Consider the following 18723-nt stretch of genomic DNA (forward strand, 5'->3'; position numbering starts at 1 on the left):
CCAAATTGGACCAGTGCCACTGGTCGGCCTAGTTGAACCAGACCGGCTCCCCGGTGACCGGATGCGCCGCGACGGCGTTCCGGATATGCGTCACCCGCAACCCCCGTCGGGCTTCCACACGAACTCGGCCCCGCCTTCTCGCAGGAGTCGCATAACCTGTTCGGCGTCTTCCGTCTCGAAGGTGTCCTGCCACGACTTCCCGAACCCGGCACCATCGGGCAGGTTCTGCGTGTACCTGATGGTTCGTGCCAGGAAACAGGTTCTCACCTGCCTGGTCACCTCCTCGAGTAGACGTCGTCCGTCCGCCATGAGGGTTTCCCCGCCGACGGCGGCGGGAACGAGGCAGCAGAACATGAGGTAAGAAGGTGGAGACTTGGTGTAGGACAATTCGTTGTGCAACGTGATGGGGTACTCACTCGGATATTCGGTCGAGGTGTACACCCGGTCGGTCACCCGGCGCCGAGGAGAGTTTCCGTGCACATAGGAGACAAGCTCGGGCATGAAGGCGCGAGCGACGGCGTGGAACCGCGCCGCCGACCCGACCTCGAATCCGCGAAACAACACAGCACCCCGTTCGACGACGAGATCACGCACACCGAGCCGATGCCGATCCAGGTGCTCCATCAGATCGGGCGGCCGGACGTCGTCCGCCAGGATCACGGCCGGGCCAGTCGACGGCATCTGCCCGGCTACGCCACCCCGCCCATTGTCTGCCCTACGTCGGGAAGCGCCGGGTCCACCAGCTCGCCGACCACGATCGCGAACTCGGCATCCCTACTGGACCAAGAACTACCTGACCAGCGTAGACAGGGACAACGTCGCCAACGCCGACGAAGCCCTGCAACAGCGCTACCCCGACTACGACCCGATCTCCACCCTCCCCGAAACCGGCCGGCGATGGGTGGCACGACCAGCCCGCCAGGCGGGTCCCGGAGGGAACGTTCAGGCTCACGTGCGAGCTTGAAGCACCCCCTCCGCCGTACCGGCCGTTCGTGCCGGTCAGGACCGGTTGCCGGAAACGGCCCAGAAATTCCGAGTGGACAGTCAGGCTGCCCGGAAGCCAATCGGAGTGGGTCATTCGAACGGCATGCCTCTCGTCTGCATCCGGACCCATTCGCGTTGCACGCATCACGCGCCTCGGTGATCGGAAGTCGCGATCATCACTCGAAGGACGTGTGCCGTATAGCCCATGGCGGAACTCCAGCCAGCGTCAAGGACATCTGGACACCACCGCGCCGGCCACCCGTTGCCGTGGACCTCTTCCACCTTCATGCCGCGCTGGTGACCACGACCGGCGGCACGACGACCGTCTGGCTTGGTGTCGAACTCGGTGGTCTTGCCACCACTGGAGATTTCGCGGAGATGGTGGCGACACAGGGCGCGCGGCCGCAAGAGGTCCCCGGCGAGTTGAGCACCAGGTGCGTGGATACCGATGTATCGGGGCCGCTACCCGGGGAACACCTCGGGCACCAGGTCCAGTGCTCGTTGCCGCTCCTGCGGATCGCCCGCCGGAGCGGCGATCAAATCGGTCACACCCGCGTCGGCGTACCGGCGCAGTTCGGCGGCCACGGCCTCCTCGTCCCCGGCGACCACCGTGTCCCCCGGTCCGGACAGCCCGCCGCGATCGAGTGCCGCGCGATAGGCGGGCAACTCGTTGACGATGGCGAGGTCACGGGCGAAGTTCTCGCGCACGCCGTCGGGATCGGTGGTGACCGAAACGGGCACCGACATCACCACTCGTGCACCGTCACCGAGCCGCGGCACCAGGTAGTCGGCGACCAGGCGCGGCTGGAGCCACAGGCCGATGGTGCCGTCAGCCAGTTCGCGGGTCACCTCCAGCATGCGCGGGCCGAGCGCGGCGACCAGCACCGGCGGCTCGGGTGCGGTGATCGCCAGTTGCGTGTCGATGGTGAAGAACCGGCCCGAGTACTTGACATGCTCACCACGCAGCAGCGGGCGCAGGACCTCCAGGTACTCACGGGTGTGACGTGCGGGCGCCTCGTAGGGCAGTCCGAACTGGCCGGTCATCACCCATTCGTGGCTGGGGCCAATCCCCAGGGTGAACCTGCCGCCGGTGAGCGCCTGCGCGGTCAGCGCCTCGGTGGCCATCACCACCGGGTGGCGCGGGTAGGTCGGCACCACCGCGGTGCCCAGTTCCGGCGGGGAGTCCGGCATGGCGGCCAGCACGGCGATGGGGTCCCAGCCGCCGGGCTGCTGATTGGTCCACGCGCTGTGGTAACCGCGGGCCTTGGCCTTCGCGGCTTCCGCGGTGAGGTCGGCGGCGGTGAACGCGCCGGAGGTGACGAGGAGTTGTCCGATCCGCATACGCCCAGTCCAGCGTGAAACCCGCGGTCGAGCGAGATCCACTTCGCCCGTGCAGCGATAACATGTGGTGATCGATGGGGAGGGATGATGGAGCTGCGGGCGTTGCGGTACTTCGTCGCGGTCGCCGAGGAACTGCACTTCGGGCGCGCGGCCGAACGGCTGAGGATCGTGCAGCCCGCGGTCAGCCAGCAGGTCGCCCGGCTCGAACGGGAGCTGGGCACGCGGCTGTTCGACCGCACTTCGCGCACGGTCCGGCTGACCGAGTCCGGGCGTCGCGTGCTCGCCGCCGCCAGGGAAACCCTCGCCGCGGCCGAACACGTGCGCGCGGTGGTGCACGAGCCGAGCGACCTCGTGCGGATCGGCACCGCGGCCGGCCTCACCGCCCGGCTCGAACGCGGCATCGATGCGCTGCGCGAGCTGAACCCGGGGTTCGACCTGGTGCTGGTGGACCTTCCGGTGATCGAGCGTGTCCACGCCCTGCGGCGCGGCGAACTGGATCTGGCGCTGGTGCGGGGCCCGGTGTCGGCGCCCGGGGTGCGGGTGCTGCCGGTGTGGTCGGAGCCGCTGCACGCGGTGGTCTCCGCCCGGCACCCGGTCGCGGAGCGCGGCAGCGTCACCGTCGCCGAACTGGCCGATCACGTGCTGCGAGCCCCTTCGGACCCGCCACTGCACGAAGCCGTCACCGCGGCGCTGGGCAGCACTGGCACCCGCTTCGGCCGACCGGTGGGCACCGCACAGGACACCATCGTGGAAGTCGGCTCGGATCCGGGGAGTTGGGCGCTGATGCCCGCCACCGAGGTAGCCGCCATCGGCTCCACGCGCGTCCGCTCTCTGCCGCTGCTCCCGCCGATCACCATCACCGGCAACATCCTCACCCCGGACGACGACATACCACGCCAGTGCACACACGCCATCACGGCCGCCTTCGAAGACGCCTGACCCACTCGCGTCGTCAATGACAACAGCCACCTGAGGAAACAAGTTCGCGTGCTGACAAACGAGAACACCGAGCTGCAGAACAAACTCACTGCGGCACGAGACAACGTCAGGCACGCCGACGAACGCTTCGCCGCTCTCGAAGCCGAGCACGCGGCTACGGTGCTGACCTGATGCACGACCAGGACCACGGCCACTTCCACCCCGTCCGCTTCCACGCTGACGCCGTCTTCGTCGGCATGACCCCATCGACGGTCCTGAGTGGACAACTATGCTCGGCGAGGGGGCCGCGCTGCTCGGCAACGTCGTCAACGCGGCGGACCTGCGGGACGCGGTGGCGCCGCTGCTGAATGATCCGCAGCGGCGCAACGCCATGGCCGAGTGTGCGCTCGGGCTCGGGCGCCGGGACGCCGCTGATCGGCTCGTTGACGACGTCCTCGACGTCGCCGGGGAGCGCTGAGCGCTGGCGCCAGGATTTGTGGTCGCCCGGCACCGACTGCGCACCGGGGTAGCGAGCATGCTGCTGACCGCCGCCGAGGACATGTCACGGAAATGGGGTTGTGTACGACCGGAACTGACCACGACACGCACACGCAATGCCGCCCAGCACTTCCACCGGACGCTCGGCTACCACGAACCTGGGGCCGCTCTGGTTTCTCGACTCCGCGGTACTACTGCCGCTCATCCGTGACCGCCTGGCACCGGGTGGAAAGCTGGTGTTCTCCCATGCTCCCCCGGTTCCCGGAGCCTACGGAATTCATGGAATGTACGGCGCCGCGTTCGCCGAGGAACCCGTATGGATTTTCCGGTGGTCGCTCGAGCCCGACATGTGGTCCGAGCTGTTGCGCCGCAACGGCTTCGGAAACATCCGCACACGCCTCGAGACCGCTCTGAAATCTGGCGAGCCAGCAACGCTTATCGTCGAAGCCGAGCTGCGAGCCGGCTCGGCGAGAGTCGTCGCCGATGGCTGAGGGACATCGGCGTGGCTGAGCCGGCGGTACTGCGTCATGAACTGCTGCGTCGCGCCGAGATAGTCCGGGCCGCCGCCAGAAGCTGGTTCCCCGGTCTCCCACGCCGTAGCAGTGGAAGCGGATGAATGAGGCCGACGCGGACAACACCGACTTTCTGGAGGCTGTCCTCGACCGTCTCGGCTGGTCCGGCACAGACCTGGTGGGCTCGGCGGCCGCGCATGCGGCGTGGTTGATCGCCCAGCACGCTCCCGCCGAGTTTCGTACCCGCTGTGTTCCACTGCTCGCCGCCGCCGTCGACGCCGGGGCCATGCCCGGGCCCGTTTGCGTCGCGAAGGCTTCACACATGGCGCTGACCGGGCCGCTGGGCGCCCGATGTCGTCGGACACGATGGCGGCCATGACGTGTTCGACGTCCGATGACGTCTCCTCGATCGATGTCGTCTGCTACCCCCGATCGTCCAAGACAGGTATTCCACTCTCCGGAGACATGGATACCCCGGCCTCGGGTCAAGGCTATTTGCCGCCGATACCGTTCGCCGACGTCGGCACTCGGATCGGGCGTGTCCTGGAATGCTGGAGTGAATCGCCGGCCGTGAAAATCGAGCTGCGGAAAGAAGATCCGGTGATGGGGCCTATTCTGGCCCCGCCGGAATTCCGTTTCGCCGCCGGTCAGGTGTAGTACCCGGCCAACGGCACACGGGCCTCGTGAGACATAACCGTGAGTTCGGAGGTCCCTCGTCGGGGACGCGAGGCTCCGATCCGCCCAGGACCAGGGCATCCCCACTCCTTTGGGTGCCATCTGCCGTTCTGACCCGACTTCAGCTTCCGTGAACCGATCGGCGCCGCGCCGTCCGAGTTCCGCGCCTCTGCCGCGTCGTTGTAAACCACGCTGCCCAGCACCCATTCCCGACCCTCGTCGTTCGCGGAGCCGGCCCCTGCCCACCGAGGCCGGGGTTGCGGTGACCTCACGTGGGGTGGATCAGGCGGCTTTCATAGGCGAAGATCACGGCCTGGATCCGGTCGCGGAGTTCGAGTTTTTGCAGGATCCGTCCCAGGTGCGACTTCACGGTCGCCTCCGCGAGGTACAGGGTCGCCGCGATTTCGGAGTTGGACAGACCGGCGCCCACTTGGACGAGCACCTCGTGCTCACGAGCGCTGAGCCGGCTCAGCCGCTCGTCGCGTTCGGTGCCACCCTCCGGAATGTGCGGGCGGAACTTCACCAGCAGACGATGGGTGATCCGCGGAGAGATTACCGCGTCGCCCACGGCAATGTGGCGGATCGCGGTGAGCAGTTCCTCGGGCCGGGTGTTCTTCAGCAGGAAACCCGAGGCTCCCGCCTTGAGCCCGGCGAAGGCGTACTCGTCGAGGTCGAAGGTGGTGAGGATCAGCACCCGGGTTCGCGGGCAGCTCCTGACGATCCGCCGGGTCGCCTCGATCCCGTCGGTCCCGGGCATCCGGACGTCCATGAGAACTATGTCGGGACGCAGTTCCCGGGCGAGGCGGATGGCTTGGGCGCCGTCTTCGGCTTCGCCGACCGCCGCCATGTCTGGCTGGGCTTCCAGAACCGTGCTGAAGGCCAAGCGGAGCAGCGCTTCGTCGTCGGCGATCAGGACGCGGATCGTCACGCGGACACCGCCTCGCTGCCGACGAGGAACAGGCGGGTGTGGACGCCCCAGCCACCGTCCGGGAGCGGCCCGGCCCGCAACGTCCCCCCGTAGGCGGCCGCGCGCTCTCGCATGCCGGTGATGCCGTGGCCGGACCGGCCGGCGGCGAGGGATGGCGGGCGGGGTCCAGTGTCGGTGACGTCCACGGTGAGGGACTCGGTCGAGCACTCGATCCGGACCTTCGCCTGAGTGCCGGCGGGGGTGTGCTTGAGGGTGTTGGTCACGGCTTCCTGGACCAGGCGGTAGACGGCCAGTTGCGCGGTGGCGGGTACGTGGGCGTGACCGCCGTGGATGTCGATACGGGTCGGCAGTCCGGCGGCGCACATCTGGTCGGCAAGGGTCGTCAGCTGGGCGATCCCGGGCAACGGGTGGCGCAGCGCGTCCGGCTCGCCGGCGCGCAGAACGCCCAGGGAACGCCGCATGTCGGTCAAGGCCTGCCTGCCCGTCTCGGAGATCCGGAGCATCGCGGTGGTCGCCTTGCCGGGCGACCGGTGCTGTGCGTAGACGGCGGCGTCGGTGAGCGCGACCATGACCGACAGGTTGTGGGTGACGATGTCGTGCATCTCCCGGGTGATCCGGGTCCGCTCTTCGGCGACAGCCACCCGCGCCTGCTGATCGTGGTCCCGCTCCAAGCGCACGGCGCGTTCCTCGACGGCCGCGAGGTAGGCACGGTTGATCCGCACATGCACACCGAGGACACCAACCGCGACGATCATCGCGGTGACCGCGACGAACGGGGTGAGGAACGCGCCGTCGGTGGCCCAGCGCAGGCAAGCCAGCAGCCCCCCGACCTCCAGAACTGCCCCGGCCACCAAGGTATCGCGCAGGCCCGCGCGCACGGCCACCGTGTACAGCGCCACCAGCAGGGCGATGTCCGCCGGTAGCTGGACGTCCAGTAGCCACTGGACCGAGGCCGCGGCCGCCACGGTGGCGAACACCGTACGTGGAGCCCGGTGCCGCCACATCAGGGGCAGCAGGAGAACGACGGTCAAGGTCACGGCCACCGGCAGTTCCCGCAGCGGCCGGGTGGTCACGACGTTGAGCAGGAGCAGCGACGGCAGCAGCGAACTCCGCACCGCCGGCGGCAGCAGGGAAGCTCGGCGCCAGGCGGATTTCGCCAGTTGCACCGGCCAGAAGGCTGTTCTCGCGGAGCGCACCGGGTGATCGTAGGCCGCGGGCACCGCCACGCACATGAGCCCGGCGTCTGACCGCGTCCGGCCGGATTGCGACCTGAGGAGGAGTTCCACTACCTCCTGCGGTCGCAACCGAGCCGTCGATCCACCTACCTTGCTTGCCACTCCCGTCGCACAGCACGTGCTGCGGATTGCGCTCCCGGTAGCCCGTGCTGACGACCCGGGAGCGATGTGGTCGTGCCCACCCGGCAACGACGATGGCCGGGTGACCGAGATCATCACGGGACTGGACCTGTCCCTCCTGGAAATCCTTGCCTTGCTCGGTGCCGTCGCGCTGGTGATGGCGCGCTGGCTTCCGCCGGCCGCCCGCTCCCGTGCCACGACCGCGGCGGGGGCGGTACTCCTGGCGTCCGCGATCACGCTGACCGCGACGGGGATCCGCTGGCAGATGCTGCCGGTACTGGCAGGCGCCGTCCTCGCGGCGCCGTTCGCCTTCTCCTCCTCGTTGCGACGTCGTACCGGCCGGCCGGTACGACGGACCCGCTGGTGGCTCGCTTTGCCGGGATCGATGGCCTGTGCCGGGCTGATCACCGCGGGCGCCGTGGCCGCCTGGGCCTTTCCCGTCCCCGTGTTCCCCGTTCCCTCGGGGGCATTCGCGGTCGGTACCCGCATGCTGCAGTGGACCGACTCGCTCCGCCCCGAGACCTTCACCGCCGATCCGCTCGACCGGCGCACTGTCGTGGTCCAGCTTTGGTACCCCGCCCAGAAGAGTCCCACTAACACACCGCAGGCCCCGTACCTCGGACGCACGGAGGACGAAGCACGCACCGTCTCCGAAGCCCTCGCCCGCGCAACCGGCCTGCCAGGGTTTCTCTTGGACGACATTCCGCGTGCCCGCACCCGTTCGGTCTTCGGCGCCCCGGTCGCCCGTGAAGGAGGACGGTTCCCGATCGTGCTGTTCTCCCCCGGATCCAGCGGAGTTCGCACCCAGAACACGGCGTGGGCAGAGGAGCTGGCCAGCCACGGCTACGTGGTCGCCGCCCTCGACCACCCGTACGACTCCGCCGCCGTCGTCCTCGCCGACGGCCGGACGATCACCACCGAGACCGTCTCCAGCGGCGACCGGGAAAGGGACGAGGAACTCGCGGCCGGCTGGACCGCGGTGCGGGCCGCAGACCTCATCTCCGTCCTCACCCGGCTGGCCGATCTGGACCGGGCTGACGGCGCCGACCCGCTGACCGGACGCCTGGACACCGGCCGGGTCGCCGCGGCCGGTCACTCCCTGGGGGGCGCCGCTGCCTTGCAGGCCGTCCGGCAGGACCGCCGGTTCACGGCCGTCATCGATCTGGACGGCTACCCGCACGGCCCGGTATCGCCCGCCCTGGACCGGCCCGCGCTCGCGCTCACCCAGGCCATCACCCCGGACACCGACCCGCGCTACTTGCCCCGCCTCACCGAGGTGCTCGAGCGCAGTATGGCGACGAGCTATCGGCTCACCATCCCCGGCGCGGCCCACCTCACGTTCACGGACGGACCACTGTACCTGCCGCCGGTGCCGTCGATAGTCGGTTCCCTGGGCCGCACCGAAAGCTCACGTGTCGTCACCGCGGCCACTCTCGCCTTCCTCAACACCGTTCTCCGAGGCGTCTCCACCGACCTGTCCAGCGTGTTCGAGGCCTACGGCGACCTCAACATCCACCACCCGAACACCACCCGATGACCGGCGCCGGTCATCATCCCCGGCCCCGCCGTCGCCGTGCCACCTGACCAGTGGCGCGATGGCCTGGTGATCAGCATCGAGAAGACCAGTGACGTACCTGACCTCGAAGTCTTTCTCCCACAACGAGGCTGGGCACAATGGACTCCCGGGTGAGCACGGTCGACCGGATGCTCGACCGCGGCTGTGGCCTCCTCGATCTGATCGAGTTCCTCCGGGCACGCGAAACGTTTCAGCTGTCTCCGCTGTGAGCTTCCCCCGGTTGTCCGGACACCTCACCTGAGGTGACCGCCGGTCGCCAGGGAGAATGTTCTGGTGCCTGCACCACACCCGCCTGAGTTTCGTCAGCGTGCCGTCGAGCTGGCCCGTCTGGGCGACAAATCGGTCGCCGGGTCCGGGCGTGACGCGCAGGGGCGCGACACCGAGCGCCGCCAGGGTGGAGGCGGTGGCGTCGTCGGCGTCCTCGATGCAGGCGTAGGCGGCGACGGCGTGGTGCCACGGCCCGGCGGCGTCGAGCAGCGCGGTCATCCGGGTGCGCAGGGCTCGTCGCTTGGGCCGGAACCCCACCACGTTTTCCAGGTCGACCAGCACGACCCGATCTGTCGGCAACATGCTCGGATCACTTCCGCTTCGGCTTGCGTTTTTCTTTCCCTGCTTGGGTTTCGCGCCTACCGACGGCGTTCGGCGGCCGCCGATGAGATCCCGCCCGCCATTCAGATACGAGCTGAGCGTGCCCTGCCAGCAGTTCGACAGCTCGTAGGCCAGCCTGGTGCCGTGCTCGCACGCGACGCGACGGAGCGCCAGGTGCTGCAGAGCCGAGCTCGACCGAAATCCGGTGCGGGCACGAGCTGCTCACCTTCACCCAGGGCGACACGCGGGTGTGACCATCGAGTTGGCCGGTTGCTGCCGAGTTGCGGATAGGAGTGCGGGCATGCACTAGCGTGCGTCTGCATGGCTATGGCGGAAGGCGCGTCGGGCGAGGTTAAGCGAATTCAGGTGTACGCCGGGCCGACCGGCTTGCTGCTCGTGCTGTTGTTGTTCCTGGTGCTGCCCATGGCCACGGCGTCGTGTTCGGTGCCTGTGAGCCGTCCGGGGCAAACGGGGGCCATCAATGTGTCGGTGACGGGTGCTGATCTGGTCCTCGGCGATGATCCCGGCTACTCGGCCAGTGGAATTTTCGAGCTGTCTCCCGCGGGGAATGCGGGCATGGCGCGCGAGGCGTCGCCACGGTCCGTGGTGCGAGTGTTCGGCATCGCAACGGTAGTCGTCATGAGTCTTGGTCTGCTGATCGCGCTCATCCAGGTTCGGCGCCTGCGGGCGCTTGTCACGGCGGTGGTCGCGTCGGTGGCGGCCGTGCTGTTGGCGGTCACTGAGTTCGCGCTGGTCAGCCAGTGGGTGTCGCTGGCGGAAGAGACCGCGGAATCCGCGCAATACCTTCCCCAGGCACAGGGCATCGACGTGGTGGGCAGAGCGGACGAAGTGGTCGCCGCCGGGTGGGGCTTCTGGCTGACACTCGCGGGGCTGGCGCTGGTGGCGGGCATCAATGTGTTCCTGCTCGTACGCCCGGGAACCAGGCGACGACCGTCCGGATGACGACGCCCCGGTCGGCTCAACTGGTGTGCCGTTGAGCAACGAAATCCGGCGGAGTGCTCTCCCGGCGCAGCATCGCCCAATCGCGGACGTCGCTCCATGCAGCTGAGCAGGAGCTGGCGGCGTCACGCGACGAGCTGGCGGGCGTCACAGTGTTGATCTTCCTGGCCCCTGATGTCCTGGTCAGGATGGCGCCGCAGTGGTAAGTGGTCTCGCTGTTCGGCTTCACCGGAGTGATCCTGACCGATTTCTGGGCAGGCACTTGAAACGGAGAGCTACCAAGAAATCCAGCACCGTCCGATGAGTGGGGACGATGCTCTCCTCGGAGGTGGTTTGGGCCGCCGGCGGCCCAGGCAAGCCCGCCGAACAGCACCGCGGCGCCCGCCAGGGCCAGTGCCCACTTGGCAGCGCGACGCGACACGTGGCTCACGCATTGGCATGTACCTGTGCGCTGCCATGCCGTCATCCTGCCGAAGCGCCCTCGCGTTAGCGATAGAGCCCACGTTCACGATCGACCGGTCAGCGGCATGAGTGCGCGGTTCGTGGGATCGTTCGCCTCGCGCTGTTTTTTGCGACTCGTGGCTGGTCTACGACGTGACCACAACACCGCCGATGCCGCTACGACCGGCCGGTGAACCCACTAGTTCGACATTCACACCGGATCGGACGGATTCACCGAATACGGCCACGATCGCGTCGGTCACTCCGGACACCAGCCGAGCGACGATGTCCTCCGCGTCCGGCCGGCTGAACGCGGCCTCCTTGATACCGAACAACACACTCGGCGCCGGCGACGGCGCCGGCTTGCCGCCGATGCCCCATCGACTCGCCGGCAGACCGATCAAGCGCACGACCACGATGTCCCGCGCCCAGTCCCCGTACACCGCGACGACCGCGTCAGTCAGTGCCTCGATCAACTCGGCCTCTCGACCGACCAGGTCGTCTTCAAGGACGTGCACGGTCAGATGCGGCATGATGCCCCCAGAATCACATTTGAAGGCAAATAACCTTTGCGAACAAAGGTAGTAGGCGAGGTTGGAGCATGTCAACGCCCGATGCCACGGACGACGCCGTTCGGGAACTGTTGCTGCTGATGCCACGGCTGGTCGGCCGGGTCAAGCGACTGCCGGTGCCCGGGCAGCTGCGGTCGTTCGACCTGGCCCCCAGGCATCTCTCGTTGCTTTCCCTGCTGCTGCTCGACGGTCCGCTGACCGTCTCCCAGCTGGCCGGGAAACTGGACGTCGCCCCGACCACCGTGAGCCTGATCGTGAGTGACCTGAGTCGCAAAGGGGTCCTGGAACGGCGTGAGGACGAGGCCGACCGGCGCCGGCGCATCGTCGACATCAGCCCCGGTAGCCGCCCGGCCATCTCCGAGTGGCTCTCACCCGGTGCGCACGCCTGGCGCCGAGCCCTCTCGCCACTGACACCCGCACAACGACGAACCTTCGTCGACACCCTGCTCGCCTACGAAACCGCCTTCTCCGACGCGTCCGACCGAGCCGCAACAACCGGAGAACCCGCCGACGTCGACCGGATGCTCCCACCAGTCACATGACGAGAACCGCCCCTTCACCACATCGCTGCTCGAGCAAGCAGGACCCCGACTCGATACCAGAAGATGCCACCCGACCACGGAGCGCGTACTCACGTCGGCATGAGGGGACGTTCGCGGGGTTTGACTCACCGGCTTCACCAGCAAGGCGATGTTCGAACGAGGACGTTTGGGCACGGTCATCCGTACACGACTGAGCAAACAACTCAGGACGTCGACAACTGCGACAGCTTGTCTGTTTACCTAACCAGCGGCGGGCATCTCGCCGTCGCGGCCGGCCTGCGGTTGCGGGCGTTCTCGAACCGGAGATTCCGCCGTTGCCCGCTCGTCGGACCGAGCTGCCGATTCCGTTCCCGGTGCCGGAGGGAGTGGCTGAAGGTGGCAAGCCACTTACGACGTGGATCAGCTATGACGCTCTGGCCGAGCCGCACCAGTACTTGCGGCTGGAGTGGCCGGCGTTCACCGACGGATCGGACTGGCGTCCGGGAGGCCGCGAGGGTGCGCTGCTGGTCACCGAAGTCGATTCGCGCGGAGGGCGGGTCAACGGCCGCCGCGTGAGATGGGCGGGGCTCACTCCGGCCGAACGGCGCCGGCTGGTCGCTCCTGGGGCGGCAGCCAACTGCCGTTGCAGTACTGGAAGGACGATGATCACAACCCCGTCCGGCCAAGACTGACGTAGGCCGTCCTGGACGTCGAGGGACGACGTCACGGCAGGCCACTGCTCTCTGACTCCGTCGCGGCGAGGTGCAGGATCGGGTCGAGCAGATCCGGGAAGCGGTCACGCAGCTCGTCGGCGCGGACCCGGATCCGGCGATGCCTGCCGTCCACGGTCATGGTGATCAGCCCCGCCTCGCGCAGGATCCGCCAGTGGTTGGACAGCGTCGACATCGGCACCGCCAAACCGTCGGCGAGAGCGGCGCAGGTCGACTCGGGATCGGCGACGGCCCGCCGTACCAACTCCAGGCGCACCTGATCGCCGAGCGCGTGCAAAACCGGCGCGAGCGTCAATGACTCGCGCGCGGGCTGGGGTAACGGTCGCATGGCTTCACGATACCGTACTATTCGACAATTCGGGATTATCGAACTATCTTGAGGCAATATTCGCGTCTTGCTCGGGAAGGAACGGCGTTGACCACACACGACGATGTGACGAAGGCCGGCTCGGCGGTGCCAGGAGGGAAGCAGGCGAGCGGGGCGGCGTTGCTCACGGTGACCTGTCTGGGGCAGTTCATGGTGCTGCTCGACAGCACCATCGTCGGTGCGGCGTTGCCCGACATGCAGCAGCGGTTACACACCCAGCTGACCGGTCTGCAATGGATCGTCGACGCCTACGTGCTGCTGGTCGCCATGCTGTTGTTGTCCGGCGGCGTCTTCGCCGACCGCCTCGGCCGCAAGCGGGTGTTCCTGGCCGGGGTCGCGGTGTTCACCATCGCGTCCGTGCTGTGCGCTGTCGCGCCCTCGATCGGCTGGCTGATCTCCGGCCGGGTGCTGCAGGGCATCGGGGCCGCGGCACTGAGCCCCGCCTCGCTGGCGCTGCTCGTCGCCGCGTATCCCGTTCCGCAGGAACGAGTAAAGGCGATCGGGCTGTGGGCCGGATTCAGCGGAATCGGCCTTGCCGCCGGGCCGGTGGCAGGCGGCCTGCTGGTGGATGCTTTCGGGTGGCCAGCCATCTTTTTCGTCAATGCGCCCATCGGCGCGGTCCTGTTGCTGGCCGGCCTGCGCATCCTGGGTGAGTCCCGTAACCCCAGCGCACCGACGATCGACACACCTGGAACGGTGCTGTCGGTCCTTGGCGTGGGGGCGCTGACCTACGGGCTGATCGAGGGCGGTTCTCTCGGCTGGACCTCCCCGGTGATCCTCGGCAGCTTCGCCGCCGCTGTGGTGGTGGGCACCGTCTTCGTCGCCGTCGAAGGACGTCGTTCGACGCCGATGCTGCCGTTGCGGCTGTTCCGGCAGCGACTGTTCACGGTGTCCAACACGGCCATGGTCGTGGTGGGATTCGGCTTGATGGGTTCAGCCTTCTTCTTCTCCCAATTCTTCGTTTACGTCCAGGGCAGTTCGATTCTGCGCGCGGGCCTGCAAACCCTGCCGGTCTCTCTCGCCATGGTCGTGGTCAGCCCGTTCGCGGGCCGGCTCGCCGCCAGGTACGGATTCCGGATCGTGGTCACCGTCGGCCTGGCGCTGGCCGGGATAGGGCTGCTGGCGCTGGGCTTCACGCATGCCGGCACCGCCTACGAAAACGTGTGGTGGCGGCTGACCACCGTCGGGATCGGCTTCGCCCTGACCATGTCGCCGCTGACCGGCGCCGCCATCCAGGCGGTCAGCCCGCAGGAGGGGGGCCTCGCCTCGGGCATCAGCAGCACCACCCGGCAGATCGGCGCGGTGCTCGGCGTGGCTGTGCTCGGAGCCATCGTCCGCGCACGGGAATCCGGTGGCGCGTCCTTCGAGGCTGGTCTCACCAGCGCCTTTGTCGCGGCCGGCGCCGTCACCATGGCCTGCGCCGTGTTCACCGGGCTGTGGCTGGTGAAGTCCGAGCCAGGGGAAGGCGCCCGGCCGCGGGCCCAGCCCACCGACTCACCCACGGGCACGACACATTCCTGAGCCGCCCTCCCCGTCCGGGCTCTGGGAGCGCGACAATCGAGAGAGCATTGCCAGGGTCGGCACTACTTCTTAAGCAAATTCTCGCTGGCGGGAGCCAGGGTGCTGCACCCAGACAGCCCAGCGGCTGTCCCCGAGGCCCGAGCGAGACAATCTGCGCCGGATAGAATCTCATCGCGACGTCGCATACGACGTGCGTACGACAAGATTACGAAATCAGTGCAGATACTCAGCCCCACCCGACATGTCGATCTTGAATGACCTGCGGTTTCTCGGTTGTCTCACGGCGACGTCACTCAACATCAGTCTCGAACTCGTGGCATTTCTCGCGCGCGATCGTCTGGTGCGACCGAGTACGTCATGATGAGCCGTCGTGAATCGACGCCGGACGCAGGGTGTTGGGTACGCCGCAGTGGCGGTGGTTCGGCCTGCTCGGCGCCGGAACGCACAAACGCCATGTGCGCTGCGGGAAGTCAGACTTCCATCTCCTCCAGCGACCTCCGGGCGCGGACCGCGGCCACCCGTCACCAAGCGGACCGCGGCCGGGGTGGGCGTAGTCGACGTTGTTCGTCGCCACCGTCACCACCCCTGCCGCCTCCGCCATCGCGGCCAGGGTGTCGTTGTAGGTCGAATCCAGAGGCAGGGAGTGATCGACCAGCTCCACCGCCACGTTGTCCCGCCCGAACTTGTCCACTAGGGACACCAGCTCCGACATCGCCCCAACCTTGTCGCCCGCGGCTTGGGGGCTATCGCCGGTTGTGCCGGGTGATCTCCCGCGCGTAGCTGGTTATGGTGCCGCATCGGTCACGCGGGGTGTGCCGTTGCAAGGCCAAGGTGGATCAGGGACGCGGCCAGGTTGTGACCGCGTCGCCGGTTTGCTCGTCCTCCTCTACGGCCGGACACCGGCCCGGATCGCCGGCCTCACCGTCGACGGCGTCACGCGAGGACACGTTCTGGGCCTGAACACCGGATCGGCGATGGTCTTCATCAGGGCTTCCCGGCGGCCGGGACGTCGTGGCCGCCGGGAAGCTGCAGCAGGTTGGGGGTCGTCGGCGTCGGGTGTTCAGCGTCTAGCGCACCGTCACCTAGTGTCGTGGTGATCTTCACGATCCCCGCCACGGGACCGTTTTGTCAGCGGATGCGCTACGGCAGCGCAGTGCCCGCGCGGGAGCGCAGTATCCGGCGGCGGATCAGGAAAACAGCGAAGGTCGCCGCCCAGGCGGCAAGGCCCAGGAAGAGCTGTGACCGGGTTTCCGCGCCGAGCCCGATCAGCACCAAGATCATCGTGATCGCGACGACGGTCAGGATCGAAAGCCAGGGGAAGAACCACATCTTCAGGGTCAGATCCTTCTCCGGTGTTCGGCGGCGGAGGATGATCTGCGAGATGCACATCAGGAGGTAGACGAAAAGAATCAGGGCGCCGGAGGAGTTCAGCAGAAAGAGGAAGACTGTGTCCGGCGAGATCGCGGCGGCGATGACCGACAGGAACCCGACGAACGTGGAGACCAGGATCGCCCGCGCCGGAACCTTGCGCTTGTTCAGCTTGACCAGCCAGGACGGGGCCTCGTTCCGGCGAGCGAGCACGAACAACATCCTGGACGAGGTGAAGATGGCGGAATTCATGCAGGAGAGCACGGCGACGAGAATGAGGCCGTTCATGACATTCGCCGCGTAGGGGATTCCGAGCACGTTCATCGCGGCGACAAACGGAGATTCGCCTGGCTTGATCGAATTCCAAGGCACAATGACCGCGAGCAGGAAGATGGCTCCAACGTAGAACACGATGAGCCGGTAGATCACGGATTTGGTCGCTTTGCTCACCGAGAAGACCGGGTCCGTGGACTCGGCGGCTGCGATGGTCGCGATCTCTGGGCCCATCATGGCGAACATGACCACGACGATTGCGCTGAACAGCGACGGCACACCGTTCGGCAGGAAGCCGCCGTGGCTGGTGAGGTTGCTGAAGTCGAGCGAATGCCCTGGCCACAGTCCCACAGCGAAGGCCCCGGCAAGTACGATGAACACGGCGATCGCGGCGACCTTGATTCCGGCGAACCAGAATTCGAATTCCCCGAATGACGTGACGGAAACCAGGTTCGAAATCGTCAGGGCGCTCATGAGCACTAGACTGAGCACCCAGAGCGGCAGGTCGATCCAATACTGCACGATCGCCGCGCCGGCGACCGCCTCGAATCCGACGACGATCACCCAGACATACCAGTACAGCCAGCCGGAACAGAAACCTGCCCATTCGCCGAGGGCTTTACGGGAGTAGTCGACGAACGAACCGGTAGACGGGTTCGCCACCGCCATTTCGCCCAGCATGCGCATCGCCAGTACGACGACGAGGCCGGCGAGGAGATACGAGATGAAGGCTGCGGGGCCCGCCGCGGCGATCACCGATCCCGAGCCGACGAACAGGCCGGCGCCGATGATGCCGCCCAACGCAATCATGGTGACGTGCCGGTTGCGCAGGCCCTGCTTGAGACCGTAGTCCGTATTGGTCATCTGTTTGCCCTTTCCTTTCGCGGTGACCACAGCGCCGATGCTGTGGCAACCCCGTGGCACGGGACAGGACACCACGTGGCAGTATCCCAGTCAATATCCCAAGTGAGATCCAAGAAGAGACATCTTGCTGAGTCCTCTGAAAACTGCAGGTCAGCAGGCTTCTGTGCAGCCGGGGCCGCAGCCGGGCTCTGCCTGTGCGGCGCGAGCTGGGCCGGCGTTGTCATCGGCGATGCACTCGGGCGGAGGGTGCCGCAAGGAACCGTGTGAGCAGGCCGTAGACCGCCGCCCCGTCGGGCCATTGGGTTACGATCCGGCCGGTTTTGGCGGACTTGAAGTAGTTGTCGCCGGCTGCCCAGGAGCTTTTCGCCAGCCGGTTCTGCAGCCATTCGTTGAAGGCGATGAAAAACGACTCACGGCATTCGATCGCGGTTCCGCGCTCCTTGACCATTTTTCGCAGTGTGCGCACTGCGAACTTTGCTTGGGACTCGAATCCGTGTACTAGGGCGTAGAAATTCGTGTTCGGTCCGTAGAGCATGAAGAAGTTCGGGAAATTCGGCACCGTGACGCCGAGGAAGGCCCGGGGTTCCCCGTCCCAGTAGTCGCGCAGGGCGAGCCGGTTCCGGCCGATGACGTCGAGGCGGGCCAGATAGTTGCTCGGCTGGAACCCTGTCGCCATGATGACGATGTCGGCTTCGTGTGGTTCGTGGGCGTCGTCGACCACAGCGGTATGCGTCATCGCCTGCGCCGCGCGGGGAATAAGGGTGACGTTGTCGCGGACCAGTGCTTCGAGAAAGCCGCTGGCGTGCACCGGACGGCGTCCCTGGTATGGGATGTCGGGTGTCATCGCGGCGATGAGATCGGGCCGGTCCTTGAGCGTGGCGTGAATGTAGTCGCGACTGATCTGCAGGGAACGCTCGTCTGCCTTCGTGCCAGGACGGATCAGCCGTCCGCCGAACCACAGTTTCTCGCCCTGGTAGAAGGTGCGCAGCCGTTCGAGGAGATGCACCGGCCGAACGGCGAGCGCGGCGCGGCGCTTTCGCGAGTACGGCTCGTTCGCCTTCGGGTCGACCCAGGACGGCTGGCGCTGGAACACCGTCAGGCTCTTCGCGGCCCCGGCTACCGCCGGTACCAGTTGAGCCGCGGTGGACCCGGTGCCGATGATGGCGACATTCTTCCCTGTCAGGTCGACGGCAGGGTCCCACTGTGAGGAGTGGAATATCTTGCCGGTGAAGGAGTCCATCCCGGTCAGCTGCGGGATGCGCGGTTCGTTGAGCATGCCGACGCAGCTGATCACCGCGTTGAAATGGCGTACTTCGCCGTCGCTCGTGCTGACCTGGTACTGCTGCCGATCCTCATCCCACGTCGCCCGGTCGACTTCGGTTCCCAGGCGCAGATGCCGTCCGAGGCCGTGGTCAGCGATCGTCTCGTGGAGGTAGGAACGCAACTCCGCGTGCCCGGCGTAGGGTCGTGACCAGTCGTAGGTCTTGAACGAGTACGAGTACAGATGCGAAGGCGTGTCGACTTCCCCGCCGGGGTAGCGGGTGTGCCACCACGTCCCGCCCGGCCCGGCGGAGCTTTCGTAGATCACGAAGTCGCGGCAGCCGGCTTCACGCAGGTATACGCCGGCGGCGATGCCGGAGAAACCCGCGCCCACCACGGCGACCGAAACGTCACGCAAAGAGACTTGCCTGCTCAAACCACACATATTGTCCTCGAATCGGGAAGAGTGC

General features: G+C 67.1%; 19 protein-coding genes and 1 pseudogene. 11 read left to right on the top strand and 9 right to left on the bottom strand.

Annotated features, from left to right (window positions below):
- Positions 1-90: 90 nt before the first annotated feature.
- Positions 91-681 carry a TauD/TfdA family dioxygenase gene (locus P3102_RS20615; protein WP_276360978.1) on the bottom strand — a complete coding sequence of 197 codons (591 nt, stop codon included), beginning with the start codon at positions 679-681 and terminating at the stop codon, positions 91-93.
- Between P3102_RS20615 and P3102_RS20620 the strand changes: the two are divergent.
- Positions 679-964 (top strand): annotated as a pseudogene (locus P3102_RS20620) (hypothetical protein); the annotation flags it as partial. The gene P3102_RS20615 and the pseudogene P3102_RS20620 overlap by 3 nt on opposite strands.
- Positions 965-1446: 482 nt before the next feature.
- On the opposite strand, the gene P3102_RS20625 reads toward P3102_RS20620, so the two are convergent.
- Positions 1447-2325, bottom strand: coding sequence for a TIGR03564 family F420-dependent LLM class oxidoreductase (locus P3102_RS20625; protein WP_276360979.1), 879 nt, complete (start codon positions 2323-2325; stop codon positions 1447-1449).
- An 84-nt stretch (positions 2326-2409) separates the two neighbouring features.
- On the opposite strand from P3102_RS20625, the gene P3102_RS20630 reads away from it, so the two are divergent.
- The 6 genes from P3102_RS20630 to P3102_RS20655 all read left to right on the top strand — a co-directional run bounded on the left by P3102_RS20630 (position 2410) and on the right by P3102_RS20655 (position 4910).
- Positions 2410-3264 carry a LysR family transcriptional regulator gene (locus P3102_RS20630; protein ID WP_346660136.1) on the top strand — a complete coding sequence of 285 codons (855 nt, stop codon included), beginning with the start codon at positions 2410-2412 and terminating at the stop codon, positions 3262-3264.
- Positions 3265-3312: 48 nt separating this feature from the next.
- On the top strand, positions 3313-3435 hold the full coding sequence (locus tag P3102_RS20635) for a hypothetical protein (protein ID WP_276360981.1): 123 nt from the start codon (positions 3313-3315) through the stop codon (positions 3433-3435).
- A gap of 97 nt (positions 3436-3532) precedes the next feature.
- Positions 3533-3721, top strand: a complete 189-nt coding sequence (locus P3102_RS20640; protein WP_276360982.1) for a hypothetical protein — start codon at positions 3533-3535, stop codon at positions 3719-3721.
- A gap of 304 nt (positions 3722-4025) precedes the next feature.
- Positions 4026-4232 carry a hypothetical protein gene (locus P3102_RS20645; RefSeq protein WP_276360983.1) on the top strand — a complete coding sequence of 69 codons (207 nt, stop codon included), beginning with the start codon at positions 4026-4028 and terminating at the stop codon, positions 4230-4232.
- Between the two features lie 121 nt (positions 4233-4353).
- Positions 4354-4632 (top strand): hypothetical protein, encoded by a 279-nt coding sequence (locus tag P3102_RS20650; protein WP_276360984.1) that lies wholly within the window; start codon positions 4354-4356, stop codon positions 4630-4632.
- An 86-nt stretch (positions 4633-4718) separates the two neighbouring features.
- Positions 4719-4910, top strand: coding sequence for a hypothetical protein (locus tag P3102_RS20655; protein ID WP_276360985.1), 192 nt, complete (start codon positions 4719-4721; stop codon positions 4908-4910).
- A 286-nt stretch (positions 4911-5196) separates the two neighbouring features.
- Here P3102_RS20655 and P3102_RS20660 read toward each other — a convergent pair whose 3' ends face one another.
- Both P3102_RS20660 and P3102_RS20665 read right to left on the bottom strand, forming a co-directional pair.
- Positions 5197-5856: a response regulator transcription factor gene (locus P3102_RS20660; RefSeq protein ID WP_276360986.1), complete on the bottom strand. Its 660-nt coding sequence runs from the start codon at positions 5854-5856 to the stop codon at positions 5197-5199.
- Complete coding sequence (locus tag P3102_RS20665; RefSeq protein ID WP_276360988.1) at positions 5853-7052, bottom strand: histidine kinase; 1200 nt, start codon at positions 7050-7052, stop codon at positions 5853-5855. Before P3102_RS20665 ends, P3102_RS20660 begins: the two co-directional genes overlap by 4 nt.
- A 241-nt stretch (positions 7053-7293) precedes the next feature.
- On the opposite strand from P3102_RS20665, the gene P3102_RS20670 reads away from it, so the two are divergent.
- Together P3102_RS20670 and P3102_RS20675 are read left to right on the top strand one after the other, a co-directional pair.
- A complete protein-coding gene (locus tag P3102_RS20670; protein WP_276360989.1) occupies positions 7294-8748 on the top strand; it encodes a hypothetical protein in 1455 nt (484 codons plus the stop codon).
- 948 nt (positions 8749-9696) lie between these two features.
- Positions 9697-10338 carry a hypothetical protein gene (locus P3102_RS20675; RefSeq protein ID WP_276360990.1) on the top strand — a complete coding sequence of 214 codons (642 nt, stop codon included), beginning with the start codon at positions 9697-9699 and terminating at the stop codon, positions 10336-10338.
- Positions 10339-10922: 584 nt separating this feature from the next.
- On the opposite strand, the gene P3102_RS20680 is transcribed toward P3102_RS20675, so the two are convergent.
- On the bottom strand, positions 10923-11309 hold the full coding sequence (locus tag P3102_RS20680; protein ID WP_276360991.1) for a tautomerase family protein: 387 nt from the start codon (positions 11307-11309) through the stop codon (positions 10923-10925).
- Positions 11310-11377: 68 nt separating this feature from the next.
- Here P3102_RS20680 and P3102_RS20685 point away from each other — a divergent pair, with 68 nt between their 5' ends.
- Positions 11378-11890: a MarR family winged helix-turn-helix transcriptional regulator gene (locus P3102_RS20685; protein ID WP_276360993.1), complete on the top strand. Its 513-nt coding sequence runs from the start codon at positions 11378-11380 to the stop codon at positions 11888-11890.
- A gap of 702 nt (positions 11891-12592) precedes the next feature.
- On the opposite strand, the gene P3102_RS20690 is transcribed toward P3102_RS20685, so the two are convergent.
- The gene (locus tag P3102_RS20690; protein ID WP_276360994.1) at positions 12593-12928 is read right to left on the bottom strand and encodes a helix-turn-helix domain-containing protein; all 336 of its coding nucleotides are present in this window, start codon (positions 12926-12928) and stop codon (positions 12593-12595) included.
- 87 nt (positions 12929-13015) lie between these two features.
- Here P3102_RS20690 and P3102_RS20695 point away from each other — a divergent pair, with 87 nt between their 5' ends.
- On the top strand, positions 13016-14488 hold the full coding sequence (locus tag P3102_RS20695) for an MFS transporter (RefSeq protein ID WP_276360996.1): 1473 nt from the start codon (positions 13016-13018) through the stop codon (positions 14486-14488).
- A 355-nt stretch (positions 14489-14843) separates the two neighbouring features.
- Here P3102_RS20695 and P3102_RS20700 read toward each other — a convergent pair whose 3' ends face one another.
- The 3 genes from P3102_RS20700 to P3102_RS20710 form a co-directional block, all read right to left on the bottom strand.
- On the bottom strand, positions 14844-15200 hold the full coding sequence (locus P3102_RS20700; RefSeq protein WP_276360997.1) for a hypothetical protein: 357 nt from the start codon (positions 15198-15200) through the stop codon (positions 14844-14846).
- A gap of 428 nt (positions 15201-15628) precedes the next feature.
- Entirely contained in the window at positions 15629-17023 is a 1395-nt protein-coding gene (locus tag P3102_RS20705) for an amino acid permease (protein ID WP_276360998.1), read from the bottom strand.
- Between the two features lie 190 nt (positions 17024-17213).
- A complete protein-coding gene (locus P3102_RS20710) occupies positions 17214-18698 on the bottom strand; it encodes an NAD(P)/FAD-dependent oxidoreductase (RefSeq protein WP_276360999.1) in 1485 nt (494 codons plus the stop codon).
- Positions 18699-18723: the final 25 nt, after the last annotated feature.

The organism is Amycolatopsis sp. QT-25 (assembly GCF_029369745.1).
In the GTDB taxonomy this organism is placed as follows: domain Bacteria; phylum Actinomycetota; class Actinomycetes; order Mycobacteriales; family Pseudonocardiaceae; genus Amycolatopsis.

What these genes read in the sequence shown, in the direction of transcription:
- P3102_RS20615 (WP_276360978.1), bottom strand. Translation starts at nt 681, where the DNA reads ATGCCGTCGACTGGCCCGGCCGTGATCCTGGCGGACGACGTCCGGCCG.
- P3102_RS20675 (WP_276360990.1), top strand. Translation starts at nt 9,697, where the DNA reads ATGGCTATGGCGGAAGGCGCGTCGGGCGAGGTTAAGCGAATTCAGGTG.
- P3102_RS20645 (WP_276360983.1), top strand. Translation starts at nt 4,026, where the DNA reads ATGTACGGCGCCGCGTTCGCCGAGGAACCCGTATGGATTTTCCGGTGG.
- P3102_RS20640 (WP_276360982.1), top strand. Translation starts at nt 3,533, where the DNA reads ATGCTCGGCGAGGGGGCCGCGCTGCTCGGCAACGTCGTCAACGCGGCG.
- P3102_RS20630 (WP_346660136.1), top strand. Translation starts at nt 2,410, where the DNA reads ATGATGGAGCTGCGGGCGTTGCGGTACTTCGTCGCGGTCGCCGAGGAA.
- P3102_RS20650 (WP_276360984.1), top strand. Translation starts at nt 4,354, where the DNA reads ATGAATGAGGCCGACGCGGACAACACCGACTTTCTGGAGGCTGTCCTC.
- P3102_RS20680 (WP_276360991.1), bottom strand. Translation starts at nt 11,309, where the DNA reads ATGCCGCATCTGACCGTGCACGTCCTTGAAGACGACCTGGTCGGTCGA.
- P3102_RS20685 (WP_276360993.1), top strand. Translation starts at nt 11,378, where the DNA reads ATGTCAACGCCCGATGCCACGGACGACGCCGTTCGGGAACTGTTGCTG.
- P3102_RS20710 (WP_276360999.1), bottom strand. Translation starts at nt 18,698, where the DNA reads ATGTGTGGTTTGAGCAGGCAAGTCTCTTTGCGTGACGTTTCGGTCGCC.
- P3102_RS20700 (WP_276360997.1), bottom strand. Translation starts at nt 15,200, where the DNA reads ATGTCGGAGCTGGTGTCCCTAGTGGACAAGTTCGGGCGGGACAACGTG.
- P3102_RS20655 (WP_276360985.1), top strand. Translation starts at nt 4,719, where the DNA reads ATGGATACCCCGGCCTCGGGTCAAGGCTATTTGCCGCCGATACCGTTC.
- P3102_RS20690 (WP_276360994.1), bottom strand. Translation starts at nt 12,928, where the DNA reads ATGCGACCGTTACCCCAGCCCGCGCGCGAGTCATTGACGCTCGCGCCG.
- P3102_RS20625 (WP_276360979.1), bottom strand. Translation starts at nt 2,325, where the DNA reads ATGCGGATCGGACAACTCCTCGTCACCTCCGGCGCGTTCACCGCCGCC.